This window comes from Curtobacterium sp. MCBD17_003 (genome assembly GCF_003234885.2).
Classification (GTDB): domain Bacteria; phylum Actinomycetota; class Actinomycetes; order Actinomycetales; family Microbacteriaceae; genus Curtobacterium.
Genome location: NZ_CP126275.1, coordinates 2,170,937 through 2,188,837 on the forward strand (window position 1 = coordinate 2,170,937; position 17,901 = coordinate 2,188,837).

Annotated in this window: 13 protein-coding genes; 2 read left to right on the forward strand and 11 right to left on the reverse strand. The window is 72.5% G+C overall.

Annotated features, from left to right (window positions below):
• Nucleotides 1–123 precede the first annotated feature (123 nt).
• Nucleotides 124–1,617: a sensor histidine kinase gene (locus DEI88_RS10270; RefSeq protein ID WP_111009563.1), complete on the reverse strand. Its 1,494-nt coding sequence runs from the start codon at nt 1,615–1,617 to the stop codon at nt 124–126.
• Nucleotides 1,618–1,756: 139 nt separating this feature from the next.
• On the opposite strand from DEI88_RS10270, the gene DEI88_RS10275 reads away from it, so the two are divergent.
• On the forward strand, nt 1,757–2,350 hold the full coding sequence (locus tag DEI88_RS10275) for an Rv3235 family protein (RefSeq protein WP_258374929.1): 594 nt from the start codon (nt 1,757–1,759) through the stop codon (nt 2,348–2,350).
• A gap of 108 nt (nt 2,351–2,458) precedes the next feature.
• Here DEI88_RS10275 and secA read toward each other — a convergent pair whose 3' ends face one another.
• The 8 genes from secA to DEI88_RS10315 form a co-directional block, all read right to left on the reverse strand.
• Complete coding sequence (secA, locus tag DEI88_RS10280; RefSeq protein ID WP_111009562.1) at nt 2,459–5,272, reverse strand: preprotein translocase subunit SecA; 2,814 nt, start codon at nt 5,270–5,272, stop codon at nt 2,459–2,461.
• Nucleotides 5,273–5,495: 223 nt separating this feature from the next.
• Nucleotides 5,496–6,197 (reverse strand): ribosome hibernation-promoting factor, HPF/YfiA family, encoded by a 702-nt coding sequence (gene hpf, locus DEI88_RS10285; RefSeq protein WP_111013447.1) that lies wholly within the window; start codon nt 6,195–6,197, stop codon nt 5,496–5,498.
• A 90-nt stretch (nt 6,198–6,287) separates the two neighbouring features.
• On the reverse strand, nt 6,288–6,980 hold the full coding sequence (locus DEI88_RS10290) for a ComF family protein (protein WP_111013448.1): 693 nt from the start codon (nt 6,978–6,980) through the stop codon (nt 6,288–6,290).
• A 101-nt stretch (nt 6,981–7,081) separates the two neighbouring features.
• Nucleotides 7,082–8,752 carry an LpqB family beta-propeller domain-containing protein gene (locus DEI88_RS10295; RefSeq protein ID WP_111071383.1) on the reverse strand — a complete coding sequence of 557 codons (1,671 nt, stop codon included), beginning with the start codon at nt 8,750–8,752 and terminating at the stop codon, nt 7,082–7,084.
• A complete protein-coding gene (mtrB, locus tag DEI88_RS10300; protein ID WP_111036638.1) occupies nt 8,749–10,401 on the reverse strand; it encodes an MtrAB system histidine kinase MtrB in 1,653 nt (550 codons plus the stop codon). Before mtrB ends, DEI88_RS10295 begins: the two co-directional genes overlap by 4 nt.
• A 72-nt stretch (nt 10,402–10,473) precedes the next feature.
• Nucleotides 10,474–11,151, reverse strand: a complete 678-nt coding sequence (gene mtrA, locus DEI88_RS10305) for an MtrAB system response regulator MtrA (RefSeq protein ID WP_111009558.1) — start codon at nt 11,149–11,151, stop codon at nt 10,474–10,476.
• Nucleotides 11,152–11,284: 133 nt separating this feature from the next.
• Nucleotides 11,285–12,763: an adenosylhomocysteinase gene (ahcY, locus tag DEI88_RS10310; protein WP_111009636.1), complete on the reverse strand. Its 1,479-nt coding sequence runs from the start codon at nt 12,761–12,763 to the stop codon at nt 11,285–11,287.
• 105 nt (nt 12,764–12,868) lie between these two features.
• On the reverse strand, nt 12,869–13,078 hold the full coding sequence (locus tag DEI88_RS10315) for a DUF3499 family protein (RefSeq protein WP_111009557.1): 210 nt from the start codon (nt 13,076–13,078) through the stop codon (nt 12,869–12,871).
• 42 nt (nt 13,079–13,120) lie between these two features.
• On the opposite strand from DEI88_RS10315, the gene DEI88_RS10320 reads away from it, so the two are divergent.
• On the forward strand, nt 13,121–13,573 hold the full coding sequence (locus DEI88_RS10320) for a metallopeptidase family protein (RefSeq protein WP_111009556.1): 453 nt from the start codon (nt 13,121–13,123) through the stop codon (nt 13,571–13,573).
• Nucleotides 13,574–13,587: 14 nt separating this feature from the next.
• On the opposite strand, the gene DEI88_RS10325 is transcribed toward DEI88_RS10320, so the two are convergent.
• Both DEI88_RS10325 and DEI88_RS10330 read right to left on the reverse strand, forming a co-directional pair.
• Nucleotides 13,588–15,003, reverse strand: coding sequence for a DUF5719 family protein (locus tag DEI88_RS10325; protein ID WP_111071382.1), 1,416 nt, complete (start codon nt 15,001–15,003; stop codon nt 13,588–13,590).
• The gene (locus tag DEI88_RS10330; RefSeq protein ID WP_146246012.1) at nt 15,000–17,834 is read right to left on the reverse strand and encodes a glycosyltransferase family 2 protein; all 2,835 of its coding nucleotides are present in this window, start codon (nt 17,832–17,834) and stop codon (nt 15,000–15,002) included. Before DEI88_RS10330 ends, DEI88_RS10325 begins: the two co-directional genes overlap by 4 nt.
• Between the last annotated feature and the right edge of the window lie 67 nt (nt 17,835–17,901).

Sequence of the window (17,901 nt, forward strand, 5' to 3'; positions counted from 1 at the left end):
GTTCCGACGCCGACGGCGCCCGGTCCCCCAGGGGACCGGGCGCCGTCGTCGTTCCACCCCACGTCGTCCTGCCGCGCCCGTCGTCCCTCGACTCGGACCCCGCGCGATCCCGAGGCCGAAGCCCTACGACTGCTCCGACCACCGGAAGGGGATGCCGATGGTGACCTCGGTACCGCTGCCGACCAAGGTGTGCCAGTCGATCGTGCCGCCGAGTTCGCCCTGGATCAGGGTCCGCACGATCTGCGTGCCGAGTCCCGCACCGACCTTGCCCTCGGGGAGTCCGCGCCCGTTGTCGCGCACCTGCACCTCGAGGTGGTCCTCGAACCGGTCGGCCACGATCTCGACCTCGCCGTCACGGCCGTCGAGCCCGTGCTCCACCGCGTTCGTCACGAGTTCCGTGAGGCCGAGCGCCAACGGCGTCGCCGCTTCGCTCGGGAGCACACCGAACTCGCCCGTCTTCTTGGGGCGCACGGTCGTGTTGTGACTCGCCGCGACCTCGGTCACGAGCATGAGCACGCGGTCGAACACGTCGTCAAAGTCCACGTTCTGACTGAGACCGGTCGAGAGCGTGTCGTGGACGACCGCGATGGCGGCGACCCGACGCATCGCCTGCTGCAGGGCCTCCCGGGCCTCCTCCGAATGCGTGCGACGCGCCTGGATGCGGAGGAGCGACGCGACCGTCTGCAGGTTGTTCTTGACGCGGTGGTGGATCTCGCGGATCGTCGCGTCCTTCGTGATGAGCTCGCGCTCCTGGTGCCGCTGCTCGGTGACGTCACGGCAGAGCACGATCGCCCCGATGCGCTCCCCGTGGTCGCGCAGGGGGATCGCGCGGAGCGTCACGGTCACGCCCTTCGCCTCGATGTCGGTGCGCCACGGAGCGCGACCGGTCACGACGAGCGGCAGGGACTCGTCCACGACGAGTTGATTCCCGAGCAGCCCGGTCGTCACCTCGGCCAGGGAGAGCCCTTCGAGCTCGCCCTCGAAGCCCATCCGGTTGAAGGCACTGAGGCCGTTCGGGCTCGCGAAGGTGACGACGCCCCCGACGTCGAGTCGCAGGAGTCCGTCGGAGGCACGAGGAGCACCCCGACGCGGACCGGTCGGTGCGCCGATGTCCGGGAAGTCCCCCGTGGCGATCATGCCGAACAGGTCGTTCGCGCTCGAGTTGAACGTCAGCTCCTGGCGGCTCGGCGTGCGCTGCTCGTTGACGTTCGAGTGGCGTGTGACGACGGCGATGGGCGCCTCCGTCGTCTGGGCGCTCGTGGCGGACAACCGACGCAGGACCGGGATCGCGCGCACGCGGGTCGGGGTGTCCTCGTACCAGTCGGGCTCCGCCGAGTCGACGATCTCGCTGCGTTCGAAGCACTGGGTGATCTGGTCGCGCCACTCGTCCCGCACGCCCTGCCCGACGACGTCGCGGTAGAACAGCGTCGCGGCGGACGACGGCCGCGCGTGCGCGACGGCCACGAACGAGCCGTCCTCCGCGGGCACCCACACCACGATGTCGGCGAACGACAGGTCGGCGAGGAGCTGACCGTCGCCCACGAGCAGGTGGAGCCACTCGACGTCCGCGTCGGTGGACCGGCCTTGGGCGAGAACGAGGTCACTGAGGGTCGACACGGAGCAAGTCTAGGTGGCCGCCTCCGGTCCTCCCTGCGACCGTCCCCACCTCGGTCCGGGGATTAAATGTCACATTCCAACGGTCAGTAGCCTGAGGGCGTGGCCGGGGAGGCCGCACCACCGCACCACGAGGGGGCTCATGGACGACCGTGCCGCACAGCGCACCGACGACGGACCGGAGGGACGGGGCATGCGCCGTCAGGGGCGGCACGCCCTGACCGAGCACGGAGCGCAGCCGGCTCCTCCGCTGCCCACGGCGCTCGACGGCGCGGTCCTCCGCCCCACGCCTCCCGGGCACGAGCCGGATCGCTCTGCCGAGCGCGCGCCGCGGCGCACCGCCGGGCCGCGCCGGCTCCGCCGCGCCGACGCCGCACCGCAGCCCCCTCGCGCAGCGCTGCCGGACCCCACCCCCGTCGCACGGGACCTCGCCCGCTGTGTCGTCGAGATCCTCGCCGGCGCCCGTGAACTCGACCAGATCGCGCGGTGGGTGACGGACGACGTGCACCGACACCTCCAGGTCCGCGTCCGGTTGGCGGCCCGCGCGCGGTCGGTACGCCGGACGGCGCCGCGCCGGCCCGTCTTCTCGATCGGTTCGGTGATCGTCCGCGAACCGAGCGACGGTGTCGCCGAGGCCACCGTCATCGTGCATGCACGGGCACGAACTCGTGCGGTCGCGATCCGCCTGGAGGGCCGCGACGGCCGATGGCGCGCGACCGCGGTCAGCGTCCTCTGACCACCGGTGCGGACCGCACCGGAGCGCAGGGCTGGCCGGCGACGGGTGCGCGAACGCCGAACGGCGACGGCCCGAGGAGGACCGCCGCCGTTCCGGGAACGCTCCCGATCAGCTCTTCTTGGCCTGCGCCCGACGGTCCGCCCGGTTCGTCGGCGCCGTGTCGCGCTGCCCGAAGGCACCGCGCTGCCCGGACGCCGTCGCCGCAGCACCGAACGACGACCCCCGCTCGGGACCCGGGACCTGCTCGGCCTCGGCGACGGCCTGCTGCCGCTGCGCGAGTGCGGTCGCCGCCTGCTCGAGGCGACCGCTCTGGTCACGGACCTCGACCTCGCCGTCGATCGACGGTGCCGAGTACTCCAGCCCGGCGGCCTCCGAGTCCTCGCCGAGGCCCTTGGCGTCGATGACGGCCGTCTCGCCGTCACGCTGCACCTGGACCTCGAGGTTGAACAGGAACCCGATGGACTCCTCGCGGATCTGGCCCATCATGCTCTGGAACAGGGCGTAGCCCTCGCGCTGGTACTCGACGAGGGGGTCGCGCTGCGCCATCGCGCGGAGACCGATGCCGTCCTTGAGGTAGTCCATCTCGTAGAGGTGGTCGCGCCAGCGTCGGTCGATCACCGACAGGACGACGCGGCGCTCGAGTTCGCGCATGGCCTCGTCGCCGAGGGCCTCCTCGCGCTTCTGGTACGCGAGCTTGGCGTCCGACAGGATCTCGCGGCCGAGGAAGTCGCGCGATGCCTTGCCCCGCGATCCGGCCTCGGTGATGACCTCGTCGATGGTGATCGACACGGGGTAGAGCGTCCCGAGCTCGGTCCACATCGCATCGAGGTCCCAGTCGTCCGGGGAGCCCTCGCCCGTGTGCGAGTCGATGATCTCGTTGACCACGCTCTCGAGGAACTGCTGCGACCGGTCGTGCAGGTCGTCGCCCTCGAGGATGCGGCGCCGGTCGTCGTAGATGGCCTCGCGCTGGCGGTTCAGGACGTCGTCGTACTTCAGCACGTTCTTGCGGATCTCGGCGTTCCGGGCCTCGACCTGGGCCTGGGCGGAGCGGATCGCACGACCGACGAGCTTGTTCTCGATCGCGAGGTCGTCCGGGACGTTCGAGCGGCCCATGAGGCTCTCGGCCGCGCCGGAGTTGAACAACCGCATGAGGTCGTCGGTGAGGGACAGGTAGAAGCGGCTCTCGCCGGGGTCGCCCTGTCGACCGGAGCGACCACGCAGCTGGTTGTCGATGCGCCGGGACTCGTGTCGCTCCGTGCCGAGCACGTACAGCCCACCGGCGTCGCGGACCTTCTCGGCCTCGACCTCGACCTCGGCCTTGACGCGGGCGAACACGTCGTCCCACGCGGCCTCGTACTCATCCGGGGTCTCGGTCGGGGACAGCCCCTTCGCGTGCATCTCGGCGACGGCGAGGAACTCCGCGTTGCCGCCGAGCATGATGTCCGTACCGCGGCCGGCCATGTTCGTGGCGACCGTGACCGCACCGAGGCGACCCGCCTGGGCGACGATCGCGGCCTCGCGCGCGTGGTTCTTCGCGTTGAGCACCTCGTGCTTCACGCCGCGCTTGGCGAGGAGCTTGGACAGGTACTCGCTCTTCTCGACGCTCGTCGTGCCGACGAGGACGGGCTGGCCGTTCTCGTGCCGCTGCTCGATGTCGGCGGCGACCTGTTCGAACTTCGCGGGCTCGTTCTTGTACACGAGGTCCGTCTGGTCGTTGCGCTGCATCGGCCTGTTCGTCGGGATCGGGACGACGCCGAGCTTGTACGTCGACATGAACTCCGCCGCCTCGGTCTCGGCGGTACCGGTCATGCCGGAGAGCTTCTTGTACAGGCGGAAGTAGTTCTGCAGCGTGATGGTGGCGAGGGTCTGGTTCTCCGCCTTGACCTCGACGCCCTCCTTCGCCTCGATCGCCTGGTGGATGCCCTCGTTGTACCGGCGGCCCATGAGGATGCGACCGGTGTGCTCGTCGACGATGAGCACCTCGCCGTTCATGACGACGTAGTCCTTGTCGCGCTTGAACAGGGCGTCGGCCTTGATCGCGTTGTTGAGGAACGAGATGAGCGGGGTGTTGGCCGACTCGTACAGGTTGTCGATGCCGAGGTAGTCCTCGACCTTCTCGATCCCGGGCTCGAGCACGCCGACCGTGCGCTTCTTCTCGTCGACCTCGTAGTCGACGCCGGGACGCAGGCGCGTGGCGATCGTGGCGAACTCGGTGAACCAGCGGTTGGCCTCGCCCGAGGACGGTCCGGAGATGATGAGCGGCGTGCGGGCCTCGTCGATGAGGATCGAGTCGACCTCGTCGACGATGGCGAAGAAGTGCCCGCGCTGCACCATGTCCGACGCCTGCCACGCCATGTTGTCGCGCAGGTAGTCGAAGCCGAACTCGTTGTTCGTGCCGTACGTGATGTCGGCGGCGTACTGCTCGCGACGCTCGGCGGGCTCCTGCCCCGCGAGGATGCAGCCGGTGGTCATGCCGAGCGCGCGGAACACGCGGCCCATGAGCTCGGACTGGTAGCTCGCGAGGAAGTCGTTGACGGTGATGACGTGCACGCCGCGCGAGGCGATGGCGTTGAGGTACGCGGCCGTCGTCGCGACGAGCGTCTTGCCCTCACCGGTCTTCATCTCGGCGATGTTCCCGAGGTGCAGCGCGGCACCGCCCATGAGCTGGACGTCGAAGTGACGGAGCCCGAGCGTGCGCTTCGACGCCTCACGCACCGCGGCGAACGCCTCGGGCAGCAGGTCGTCCAGGGACTCGCCGTTCGCGTACCGCTCGCGCAGCTCACGCGTCTCGTCGCGCAGTTCCTCGTCGCTGAGGGTGGCGAAGTCGTCCTCGAGGTCGTTGATCGCCTCGGCGTAGGCCTTGAGGCGTCGGAGCGTGCGCCCTTCGCCGATGCGGAGGACCTTCTCCAGCACGTTGGTCAATCGAGACTCCTCATGGTGTCGTCTGGCGCTGATCGCTCGGGGCCTCCGGACGGCCGGTCGCGCGCGCCTGATCAGCCAGCCATGCTAGCAACCTCCGCGCCCGCACACCTGGGCGGCGGGCGCTGCCGGAGCCGATGGGCGCGCCCGTTCGCTCGGGGCGGACACGAGGGCCCCGACCGCACCGTGTGGTGCCGAGCGGGGCCCTCGTGGTCGTGCGCGGAGGTCAGACGGTCACGCCAGCGCGTTCGACCGTCGCGGCCTCTTGCTGGACGGGTGCGGCGTCGTCCAGGGCGATGACGCCGTAGTCCCAGCCCTTGCGGCGGTACACGACGCTGGGGCGTTCCGTCTCGGCGTCGATGAAGAGGTAGAAGTCGTGGCCGACGAGCTCCATGTAGTACAGCGCGTCGTCGACGGTCATCGGGGACGACGCGAAGACCTTCGTGCGGATGACGACGGGGTTGTAGGCGTCCTCGTCCGTCGCCTGGGCCTCGTCCGTCACGACGGGCAGGCTGCCGGTCGCGACCGTCTCGATGAGCGTGCCGTCGGCGGGCACGACGTCCATCGTGGCGAACCCGTCACCCGCCGCCTCGGCGACCGAGGTCGGGCGATGACGGCCCCGGTGGACCTTCTTGCGGTCCTTCGCACGCCGCAACCGTTCGGCGATGCGGGCGAACGCCAGGTCGAACGCCGCGTACTTGTCGGACGCGGTCGACTCGGCGCGGATGAGCGGCCCAGGACCGATGAGGGTGAGCTCGACGCGGTCGTCACCGCTCGCCCCGCTGCTCTTCTCGTGGTGTCGACTGACCCGGACCTCGAAGGCCACGGCACGATCGGCGAGCGCGTCGATCTTCGCGGACTTCTCCTCGGCGTAGGCGCGGAAACGGTCGGTGATCCCGACGTTCCGTCCCGTGATCGAGATGTCCATGGCGGCTCCCATCCAGACTCGGCGCGTCGCCTCCTCGTGGCGACTCCAGACGCCTTTCGAGCGAGCGTAGACCCGGGTGCACGCGACGATTCAGGGTCCGGTCCCAGCCTCCGACGGGGAGGACGGCTCCACGCTCGCCGTCGCCACGCACCGCACCACGCGGCCGCCCGCGGCGCGGACCGCCCGGATGGCCTCGGCCATGGTCACCCCGGTCGTCACGACGTCGTCGACGAGCACGACGGCGCGGTCGCGCACGTCCACCGCGCGGAGGGTGCCGACCGTCGCGGTCACCCGGTCCACCGCCGACAGCGACTTCTGGCCGCCGTCGCGCCTGCCGCGGGCCCGCGGGTCCGGCACCCGTCGGAGCACGCGAGCGGTCCGGAAACCACCGCGACGGAGCAGGACGACGACCGGGTCGAATCCCCGCCGCCGACGTCCCGCCCGCGAGGACGGAACCCGGACCACGACCGCGTCGGGCGCCTCGGCGAGCGCCCCCCGGAGTGCCCGCACGGTGGGGCGGGCGAGCGGTCCGACGACGTCGAGCCGTCCGTGCACCTTGAACGCGAGCACGAGGGCCCGGGCCGTCCCCCGGTAGGTGAACGGGGCGTCGAGCCGGACGCCGGCCACGAGCCGGACGCACGACGGGGTCGCGGCGAGGTCCTCGAGACACGCGTGGCACACCGGGCGGTCGTCACGCCCGCAGACGACGCACGACACCGGCAGCAGCACGCCGAGCGCCTCGATCGCCGCGTCCCGCCACCGGTCGGCTTCCCGCTCCCCCATGCCTCGATCGTCGCGCCGCGGCCGCGTGACTCGGCGCCGGATCCACCAGTCGGTGGACGGCGGTCCGGACGGGAGCACCTGGGGAGGACGGGCCTCCCGGCCTACCGCTGCGTGCCGAGGACGGCCGCCGTCACGCCGCTGTCGTCCCAGCCACCGCCGCTCTCGGCGAGCACACGGCCGTCGGTCATGCGCAGGAGCAGCGAGTCGGACGCACCGCCGACGATCGTCGTCGCCGAACCGGACGGGCGGTTGAGCGTCGTCGAACGCCCGCCGATGGTCGACGACGTCACGGTCGAGCCGGTCGCGGTGGAGCCGAGCGACGCCACCTCGAGGTCGCTCTGCCACGTCGCGTCGACCGGGGTCCCCGCGGCGACCGGCACCCGGACGGGTGCGCCGAGCGCGGTCGGCTGCTTCTGCGAGTTCCGGAGCACGCCCATGACGTACAGGGCGGCACCCTCGTCGGTGTCGATGAGCGCGAGCGCCCGGGTGGCGTCCCGCGACACGCGGAACGCGACGAGTCGGCCGTCGGGCAGGCTCGACGAGATCGGGTGCGCATCGCCCTCGAGCCCGTGAGCGACGACTGACCGGGGGTCCGCCGCCTGGGCCGACCACACGAAGCCCTCGTCGTCGATGGACGGCGCGACGAGGCCGCTCCGCGTGTCCACCTGCACGGGAGCGCTCGAGCCGGACCGGACGGCGTCCACGCCGTCCGCCGTGCCGACCGCGGCGGAGGTGCCCGCCGCCGTCACCTCGAGTGACGTCGGGTCGAGGCCGCGGATCTTGTCCGCGATGCCGGCGAGTTGGTCGACGGCTCCCGCGGCTGCGTTGCCGACGGCGTTCTTCGCGACGACGAGCGGCCGGGCGTCGACGTCGGGGTCGCGTTCGGCGTTCGTGCCCGTCGAGTCGGGCACGTCGAGGCTCGTGCCCTCGACCGTGATCGTCACGGACGAGATGCTCGCGACCGACGCCAGGCTCGCGGTGAGCTGCTCGCGCATCCGGACCTTCTCGACCGTGGTCGCTTTCAGCGCGTCACTCGTCAGGTCGACCTGGGCGGACCCGCTCTCGATCGTCACGGCGTTGAGGGACAGCTGCGTGCCCTCGGGGAACGCCGTGACGACCGCTCCCTTGAGCCACTCGCTCGGCCCGGCGAGCAGCGCGCTCGCGATCCGCGTGCTCGTCGACGACCGGGCGAGGAACCACCGTTCCTCGGGCACGAGGTAGTGGTACGTCGGGTCGTAGAAGTAGAGGGCGTGCGCCTGGAACACCGACTCGAAGCTGACGGGCGACAGGATGATCCCGCCGGGCGCGTAGCTGATCCGCCACTGCCCGCGTTCCTTGCGGAACTGGAACGTCAGCGTCGACGTCGCGTCGCTGTCGGCCTGCGTGTACTCGCCGTCGGCGTCCACCGTGGCCGACACCGTCATCGTGTACGAGAGCCGACGGTCCCCGGTGCGCGCGACGGTGCCGCTCCCCTGGCGGACGGTCACACTCTGCCGCGGGTTCCACCGCTGCGCGAACCCCGTCGTCAGGAACTCCCGTGCCACCGCGTAGTTGTCCTGGGCACCGGTGGCCGCGTCGATGAACTGTCGGAGGACGGTCTCCTGGTCCGAGCCCTTGACCGGCCCGTTCGGGCGGTAGTCGACGCCGGACGGCGCCTGGTCCTCGACGCGGCCGCCCTTCTGCACGGCACCGCCGGTCGGGATCGCGGCGCAGGCGGTGAGCACGACGAGCACGAGCGTCGCGACGAGCGCGGTGAGGACGCGCCGGGTCACCGCTGCGGCCCTCCGTCGCCGTCGGCGGGGACGGCCGGGAGGCGCGGCTCGTCCTCCAGGTCGTCGAGCGCGGGCAACGGGATCACCGACCGCGTCACCGCGTCGCCGGCGCGGCGCGGGAGCGTCAGCACGAACACCGATCCGACCGTCGGCCGCGACCAGACGTCGATCCGCCCGCCGTGCAGGTGTGCGTCCTCGAGGCTGATCGCGAGCCCCAGGCCGGTCCCGCCGATGGTCCGCTGTCGGCTCGGGTCGGCCCGCCAGAACCGGTCGAACACGCGCTCGACGTCCTGCGGGGGCATCCCGACGCCCTGGTCGCGCACGGCGATCGCGACCGTGTCGGCGTCGCTGTCGACCACGACCTGCACCGGCTTGGCCTCGCCGTGCTCGATCGCGTTCCCGACGAGGTTGCGGAGCACGCGCCGGATCCGTCGTCCGTCGGCCTGCACGACGACGTGGCCGCCCGGTGTGGCGACCTGCAGCTCGACTCCGGCCGACTCGGCGAGCGGCCGGAACTCGTCGACGATGTCGGTCGCGAGCGCCGCCGGCACGACCGGCTCCGTCTCGAGCTGCACCGCCTGGGCGTCGTACCGCGAGATCTCGAGCAGGTCCGCCAGCAGCAACTCGAACCGGTCGATCTGGGTGTGCAGGAGCTCGCTCGACCGGGCCACCGCTGGTTCGAACGCGTGTCGGGCGTCGAACAGGACGTCGCCCGCGAGCCGGATGGTCGTCAGGGGCGTGCGGAGCTCGTGGGACACGTCCGACACGAACCGCTGCTGCACGCGGGACAGCTCGGCGAGCTGGGTGATCTGCCGGCTCATCACGTCGGCCATGCCGTTGAAGCTCGTGGCGAGGATCGCGATGTCGTCCTCGCCCCGCACGGGGATGCGTTCGTCGAGTCGACCGGCGGCGATCTTGCGGCTCGTCTCGGCCGCGACGCGCACCGGGCCGACGACGAGGCGGACGACGAGCGACGTGACGAGCGCGATGAGCACGACGAGCGCCACGCCGCCGACGGACAGCGTCTGCGACACGAAGTCCAGCGTCTTCTGCGCGTCGCTGAGGTCGTAGACGAGGTACAGCTCGTACTGCCCGGCGCTCGGGATCTGGAGCGTCGACCCGACCGCGAGCCCCGGTTCCCGTCGTCCGCCGTCCTCGAGCGCGACCGCCTGCAGCCGGAGCGCACCGGAGTCCTTCGCGACGGCCTTCCGCAACTCGGGCGTGATCACCGAGTCCGGGAAGTCGGGGCTGGCGATGTTCTGCAGCGTCTGCGTGGTGGACTGCCCCGGGGTGCGGAGGATGGCGATGCTCGTGCCGCCGGGACTCGTCGTGGTGGTCAGGATCGAGGTCTGCGCCTCGTTCTGCAGCGTCTCGAGCTCGACCTGGTTGTTGTCCTCGGCGGCGGTGGCGGCATCGAAGATGTTCTGCGCGAGGACCGTCGCACGTTCCGACTCGGCCTCGATCTGGTCTCGCCGCTGGGCGTAGACGTTGTTCGTGATGCTCAGGGTGATCGCGGTGCCGATGACGCTGACCGCGAGCCCGGTCGTCAGGACCGTGATGGCGACCGCGCGGAACAACAGGGACCGTCGCCAGAGGAACGCGACGGCACGCCACCCCCGCCGGATCCATCGCCGGGTGCGCCGCCACACCTGCCGGACGGTGACCGCCCCGGGGGACGCGACGGATGTCGGCGTCGCGCGGGCCGCGGGCCTGGCCAACGGCTAGCCCTGCGAGCCCGCCCGGTAGCCGACGCCGCGCACGGTGGTGACGATGCGCGGGTTGTCCGGGTCGTGCTCGATCTTGGCGCGCAGCCGCTGCACGTGGACGTTGACCAGTCGCGTGTCCGCCTTGTAGTGGTACCCCCACACCTGCTCGAGCAGCATCTCGCGCGTGAACACCTGGTTCGGCTTCTCGGCGAGGGCGCGCAGCAGGTCGAACTCGAGCGGGGTGAGTGCGATCGGGGTGCGGCCGCGGCGGACCTCGTGCCCGGGGACGTCGACCGTGAGGTCCCCGACGGTGAGGACGGCCGCGTCGCTCGCCACCGGGCGCAGGCGCGTGCGGATGCGCGCGACGAGCTCCTTCGGGTTGAACGGCTTGACCACGTAGTCGTCGGCACCGTTCTCGAGGCCGGACACGACGTCGGCGGTGTCGCCCTTGGCGGTGAGCATGATGATCGGCGTGCCGCTCTCGGCACGGATCCGGCGACAGACCTCGATCCCGTCGACACCCGGCAGCATGACATCGAGCAGCACGAGGTCCGGTCGCGTGCTCTGGAAGGCCTCGAGCGCGTCGGTGCCGTCCTCGCTGAACTCGAGCTCGAACCCCTCGGACCGGAGGACGATCCCGATCATCTCGGCGAGCGCCTGGTCGTCGTCGACGACGAGGATGCGCGGGCTCATGGTCCCCCTCAGGATCGGTGGTGCCGGACGTGGCGACGCGCCCGTGCTGCCACCATAACCGAGGGACCCGGTCACGACGGCCGGGCGCGGCGGGGCGGCGGTCCGCGGGGATCGCCGCCGCGCCGCCGGGGCGTCAGTAGCGGTAGTGCTCGGGCTTGTAGGGGCCCTCGACCGGCACGCCGATGTAGTCGGCCTGTCGGGCGTCCAGCGTGGTCAGCTCGACGCCGAGCGCGTCCAGGTGCAGTCGTGCGACCTTCTCGTCGAGGTGCTTCGGCAGCACGTACACGTCGGTCGGGTACGCCTCGGGTCGGGTCCAGAGCTCGATCTGCGCCAGCACCTGGTTCGTGAACGAGTTGCTCATGACGAACGAGGGGTGGCCGGTCGCGTTGCCGAGGTTCATGAGCCGCCCCTCACTGAGGACGAGGACGCTCCGGCCGTTCGGCAGGCGCCACTCGTGCACCTGGGGCTTGATCTCGATCCGCTCCGCCCCCTCGAGCCGCTCGAGTCCGGCCATGTCGATCTCGTTGTCGAAGTGGCCGACGTTCGCGACGATCGCCAGGTGCTTCAGCCCGAGCATGTCGTCGACCGTCACGACGTCCACGTTGCCCGTGCAGGTCACGACGATGTCGACCTGGTCGAGGACGGATTCGAGCCGGGCGACCTGGAAGCCGTCCATGGCCGCCTGGAGCGCGCAGATGGGGTCGACCTCGGAGACGATGACGCGGGCACCCTGTCCGCGGAGCGCCTCGGCCGCGCCCTTGCCGACGTCGCCGTAGCCGACGACGAACGCGACCTTGCCGCCGATGAGGACGTCGGTGGCCCGGTTGAGGCCGTCCGGCAGCGAGTGCCGGATGCCGTAGCGGTTGTCGAACTTCGACTTCGTCACGGAGTCGTTGACGTTGATGGCCGGGAACCGGAGGACGCCGGCGCGCGCGAGCTCGTACAGACGGTGCACGCCCGTCGTGGTCTCCTCGGTCACCCCGCGCAGCTCGGCCGCGATCCGGGTCCACCGGTCGGGCGAGGTCGCGAGCGACTCGGCGATCGTGCGGAGGACGACGAGACGCTCGGCCGCGGCGTCGGACGCCGGTTCGGGGACGGCTCCGGCGGACTCGGCGTCCGCACCCTCGTGCACGAGCATCGTGGCGTCGCCGCCGTCATCGAGGATCATGTTCGGCCCGATCCAGTCGGCGCCCTCGGCCGCGGCCTCGGCCGACCAGTCGAAGATCCGGTTCGTGCACCACCAGTACTCGTCGAGGGTCTCGCCCTTCCAGGCGAACACCGGGACACCGGCGGGGGCGTCCGGGGTGCCCGTGGGGCCGACCGCGACCGCCGCGGCCGCCTCGTCCTGCGTCGAGAAGATGTTGCAGCTCGCCCAGCGCACGCGGGCACCGAGCGCGACGAGGGTCTCGATGAGCACGGCCGTCTGCACGGTCATGTGGAGCGATCCCGCGATCCGCGCACCCGCGAGCGGCTGCGACGCACCGAACTCCTCGCGCAGTGCCATGAGGCCGGGCATCTCGTGCTCGGCGAGGCGGATCTGGTGTCGGCCGGCCTCGGCGAGCGTCAGGTCGGCGACGCGGTGGGGCAGCGCGGTCTGCATGTCGGTGGGCATGACCACCAGTCTCCCACCCTCCGGCCGGGAGGCACGTGGCGGGCTCGCACCGCGCCTCCCGGCATGCGGGCGGTGGCGACCGCGGGGCGACGGACCCGGCCGTCGTCAGTCGCGCCCGAGGGGCGCACGGCGCACCACCTGCCACCCCCGTGGGACCGAGAGGCGTTCGGCGTGCCGGCCGCAGAGGTCGTACCCGTGCGGCTCGACCCGGATCGACAGCGGTCCCACGACGACCATGGAGTCGGCGTAGTCGTACGTCAGGGTCGCCACGGCCCCCGCCCCGCAGGCGACCTTGCTGCAGATCCGCACGTCCATCTCCCGCCCAACCTACCGGGCACCCGGCAGTACCATGGCCGCATGGTCCGCCGACGCCCCCTCGTGACGCCCGTCGACCGGGCCCGCGGTCGCTCGCGGCACGGCCGGGGCGGGCGCTCGTCCGTCACCGGACCCGACCTCGCGCCCGTGGTCACCCGGGCCGAGGCGTTCGACCGCATCGTCGGCGACACGGCGCACTACCTGGTCGAGCTGTGGCCCGACGAACTGCGCGGCGTCGTGTTCCAGGTGGCGGACATGCCGTCGACCGCGACCGCACCCGACCCGGCGGACCGCACGGTGCCACGCTGGCGCATCGACCGACGGCCGGACCGCGTGACGATCTACCGGATCCCGGTCGAGCGGCTGACGCACCTGCCCGAGAAGGACGACGTCGACCGCCGGATCGTCGTCGAGACCGCGGTGTTCCGGGCGGTCGCGGAGCTCCTCGACAAGGACCCCTGGGACCTCGCCCCGGACCGGTACCGGCACCTCTGACCCCGTCCCGCCGATCAGGGGTAGACGGTGATCGGCGTCGACGCGGTGGCACCCGGGCGCAGCGGGAACCCGGCGATCCCGGCGTCGCCCGCGTAGGACACTCCCGCGACCAGCCCGCGGACACCGCGGAGCGTGAGCGCGGTGCTCGTCGGCACCGTCGTGTCCGCCGTCGTCCCCGCGGCGACCGTGACGGTCGTGCGCTCCCCGCCCGCCGCCATGGTCACCGTGGCGTCGGAGGTCGTGGGGTTGACGAGCGTGAGGCGGGCGCCGGGACCGTCGACGACGTCGACGAGGGTGGTGCCCGTGAGCGTCGGCGCGGACGCGAACCACCCGAGGTCGGTCCGGCCGTCGGTCGTCGGCGTGCTCGTCCGGGCCCCGGCGACGATCGGCACGTCCGCGGTGACCGTCACCGTGTACCGGCCGTCGGCGAAGTCGTCGAGGGGCACGTCCGTCACGACGCCGCCGTCCGCCGTGGCCTGGACCGTGGTCCCACCGCCGTCCGCGGTCGTCAGGGCCATGGTCAGGTGCGCACTCGCGTCACCCGGCACGAACACGCGGACCACCGGTGCTGCGTCGGCGGTGTCGTCGCCGTGCTGCGCGCCGTCCGTGTCGCGGAGCACGACCCCGGGGATCGTCTGCGTCCGGGACGGTGTCGCCGCCGCCTGCACGACGTCGGCCCCACCCGGGGTGAGGGTCCGCACGATGCTCTCCTGCATGGTGGCGACGATCTGACCGCCGGAGGACGTCACGTGCACGACCGGCGACGCCGCGTCGGAGACGAACCCCGCCAGCGGCACGACCTTCTGCGTGTTCGGTGCGACGACGATGCCGGTGGTGCCGGGCGCCGACACCTTGCCCGTCGTCGTGAAGACGTCGAGGTCCACGGTCGCGTTGACGTCGGTGGGGTTCGCCAGGGTGACGATGCTCGTCCGACCGGTCTCGGTGGAGCCGCCGACGAGCCAGCTCGACGTCGACGGGTCGTCGCACGAGGCGGCGGCGAGGCCCGCGACCTCGTCACCGTCGGCCTCCTGGATGCCGCTCCCGGCGACGGTCGGGGTGGTGCGCCCGGCGCGTGCCGTGACGACGGTCGGGTCCGAGCCACCGCTGCTCGCGGCGGCCAGGGTCGACCGGTGCACCTGTCCCGTGGTCGACGCCGCGGCGACGGTCTCGTGGCCGACCCGGGAGGCCGTGGTCGCGTCCGCACCGGACGCGTCGGCCAGCTGGAGGAGGCCGCCCGCGCACACCCGGGAGGCGTCCGCGGGGACGGGGGTCACGGTCCGCCCGGCGGGTCGCGCCGTGATGCCGGTGAGGTCCGCGGCGTGCGCGGCGCCGATGGTGCCCGCGGCGACGAGCACGGCGACGAGCGCGGCGCTCCCCCGGACCGCCCATCGCCGTCCGTTCCGCTGACCGTTCGTGGGCTGCTGGGTCATTCGCGCTCCTCGTCGAAGGTGGTCGCGGGTTCGTCGGCCTCGATCACGTGCGACACCGCCCGCCGCCGACGCGGCCCCGTGGGGATCGCGAGGAGTGCGGTGGCGCCGAACACGACGCCGAGGACGACGAGGAACAGCGCGTGGGCGGCGGACGCCGCGGCGGTGCCCGTGGCGGGCCGGTCGACGCGGCCGTCGTAGCTCCACAGGACGCCGGTGCCGGTCGCGCCGATGCTCGTGAACCGGGCGTCCTGGCCGATGGAACCGGCGGCGCGGTCGTGCAGTGCCTCGGCGGCACGGGAGTCGGGTCCGTCCGCGAGCAGGACGAACCGCACGCCGAGCCGGCGGAGGTCCTCGCGCGGGTCGAAGCCGCTCCGGCTGGCGAGGTTCGCCGCGAGCGTCGTCAGGCGCCGGTCGTCCGGGCTGAGGCGGTGGGCGGTGGCCTGGACCGTCGACTGGTCGTCGAGCGTCGCCCCCTGCCCGCGCTCCAGGGACACCCCGAGCGTGCCGTCGCGCTGCGGGGTCAGGACGAGCGTGCCGACGTCGGGGTTCGTCCGTGCCTCCGCGTTGACGTAGGCGCTGATCACGCGCCCCGTGGTCGGGCTGATCGCCGCCGTGCCGAGGTACAGACCCGCGAACACCGGCGCGACCGTCACGCCCGTGAGCACCGCGGCGACGAGTCCCAGACCGGGCGCGAGTCGCGGCAGCGTGTCGAGCCCGACCACCGCGGCGACGACGAGCGCGAACCAGGACACGCTGAGACCGCTGCCGGGCCACACGATGGTCGTGGTGGACCCGACGCCGGACAGCGCGAGGTGCGTGGCGCCGAAGGCCGTGAGGTACCCCACGAGCGCGAACCCGAGCGCGACCGCGGCGAGGTGCCAGCGTCGGCCGAGCAGCGCACCGATGGCGGTCGCGCCGACCGGGAGCGCGAGCACCGCGAGCGCGATCGGGAGGACCGTGGTGGCGAACCCGGCGGCGTGCGACGCCGTCGTCCACCCGTTCCAGTCCGGGAGCGGGGATCCGATCGCCAGCTGGAGCGCCGACGGCGCCCGGGTGGCGTCGGGCACGCCGGGGTCGGCGAGGACGCCGAGCGGCGTTCCCGCGCGGAGCTGCGTGATCACGAGGGGGGCGAACAGCACGACCGCGGGCAGCGGGATCGCGATGCGCCGGAGGAGGTGCCGCCAGCCGAAGGCGAGGGACGCCAGCCACGTCAGCACGAGCACCGGGATGAGCGACGGGGCGCTCGCGAGCACGGCTGCGAACAGCAGCGCGGCGCCCGCCGACGACGCCCAGGACCGATGGGCGCCGAGGAGGGTGAGGAGCAGCCACGGCAGGAGCACGTGCGCGATCACGGCGCCGACGTGCCCGCTCATCACGGCCGTCACGAGCGACGGCGAGAGCGCGTACAGCGTCGCACCGACGACCGGCACCCAGACCCGCGTCGTGAGCCGGCGCGACGCGAACCACCCGCCGAGGGCCGACAACGGCACCGCGAGCAGCATGACGAGCACGATCGACGTGGACGGTGACCAGAACGTGAGCGTGCCGAGCACCGCGAGCACCGCCGCGAACGGGTCACTCGGCCCCGTGAACCCGGTCCCGATCGTGTGCCATCCGTACCCGACGTTCTGCCAGAGCCGACCGACCGTCGTGCTGAGCGGCAGCAGCCCCCCACCCGTCAGCGCGGGTGCCCCGAGCAGCGGGCCGAGCAGCACCGCCGTGACGACCGCGGCGGCGAGGACGGTCCACAAGCCGCCGTCGCCGAGGAACGACGCGCGGGGCACGGCGGCGTCCTCGACCCGGGCGAGCTCGAGGTCGCGCGCGGTGACCCGGTGCTCCCGGACGCGGCCCAGACTCACGCGGAGCGGCTCGACGGCGGCCCAGCCGACCCGGCGGTTCCGCGCGAGGGTCCGTCGTGCCCGTCCCACGCCACCGCCGAAGGCCACGGCGACGGCGGCACCGATCTCGGCACCGACGGCACCGGGGTGCTTCGCGACGAGGCGCCCGACGCTCCGGACGATCGCGAGCGGCACGAGCGACAGCCAGTGGAGCCAGAGGACCGCGGCCGGTGCGTACACGAGACGCCGGTGCAGCTGGGCCTGCCGCCGGAAACGGAGGCGACGGGTCTCGGACACCGACCGTCGTCCGAAGTCCTCGGGGCCGCCGGCGCTCGTCACCCGGGCCTCGGGCACGACGCTGACGCGGTGGCCGGCGAGCCGCGCCCGGACGCAGAAGTCGAGCGCGGCGTCGACGTGCGGCAGTCCCGGGTCGAAGCCGCCGAGCGCGGTCCAGACGGAACGTCGGACGAGCATCCCGGCGACACCGACGCCGAGCACGTCCGCGTGCGCGTCGTGCTGTCCCTGGTCGAGCTCGTCGGCGACGAGGACCGTCGACCGTCCGAAGCGGGTCATGCTCTCGCCGAACTCCCGGATGCGCGTGGGCTCCTGCGCGACCATGACCTTCGGCCCGGCGACCGCGACGGACGGCGCGATCTCGACGGCGGCGAGGAGCTCGGCGAGCGCGGTCGGCGCGGGGGCGTTGTCGTGCCCGATGAGCCACAGCCACTCGTCGACGGACTCGTCGGGTGCGGCGTGCGGTGCGACGCGCTCCCCCTGGGCCACCGCCTCCCCGAACGGCCGACCGGCCGGGATCCGTGCGAGCTGCGCGGACCCGCCGAACGAGAGCTCGTCGGTCGAGCCGTCGGTGGACCCCACGTCGACGACGACGAGGGCTTCCGGGGGGCGGGTCTGGGCGGCGAGCGCGTCCAGGGTCCTGTCGAGGAACTCCGCGCCGTTGGCGCAGACGAGGATCGCGGTGACTCTGGGCTGCATGACGCCGGTCACTCTACGTCCGGTCCGGAGCGGCTCCCGGGAGGCGCGGCGCGCGTTTCGGAGACCG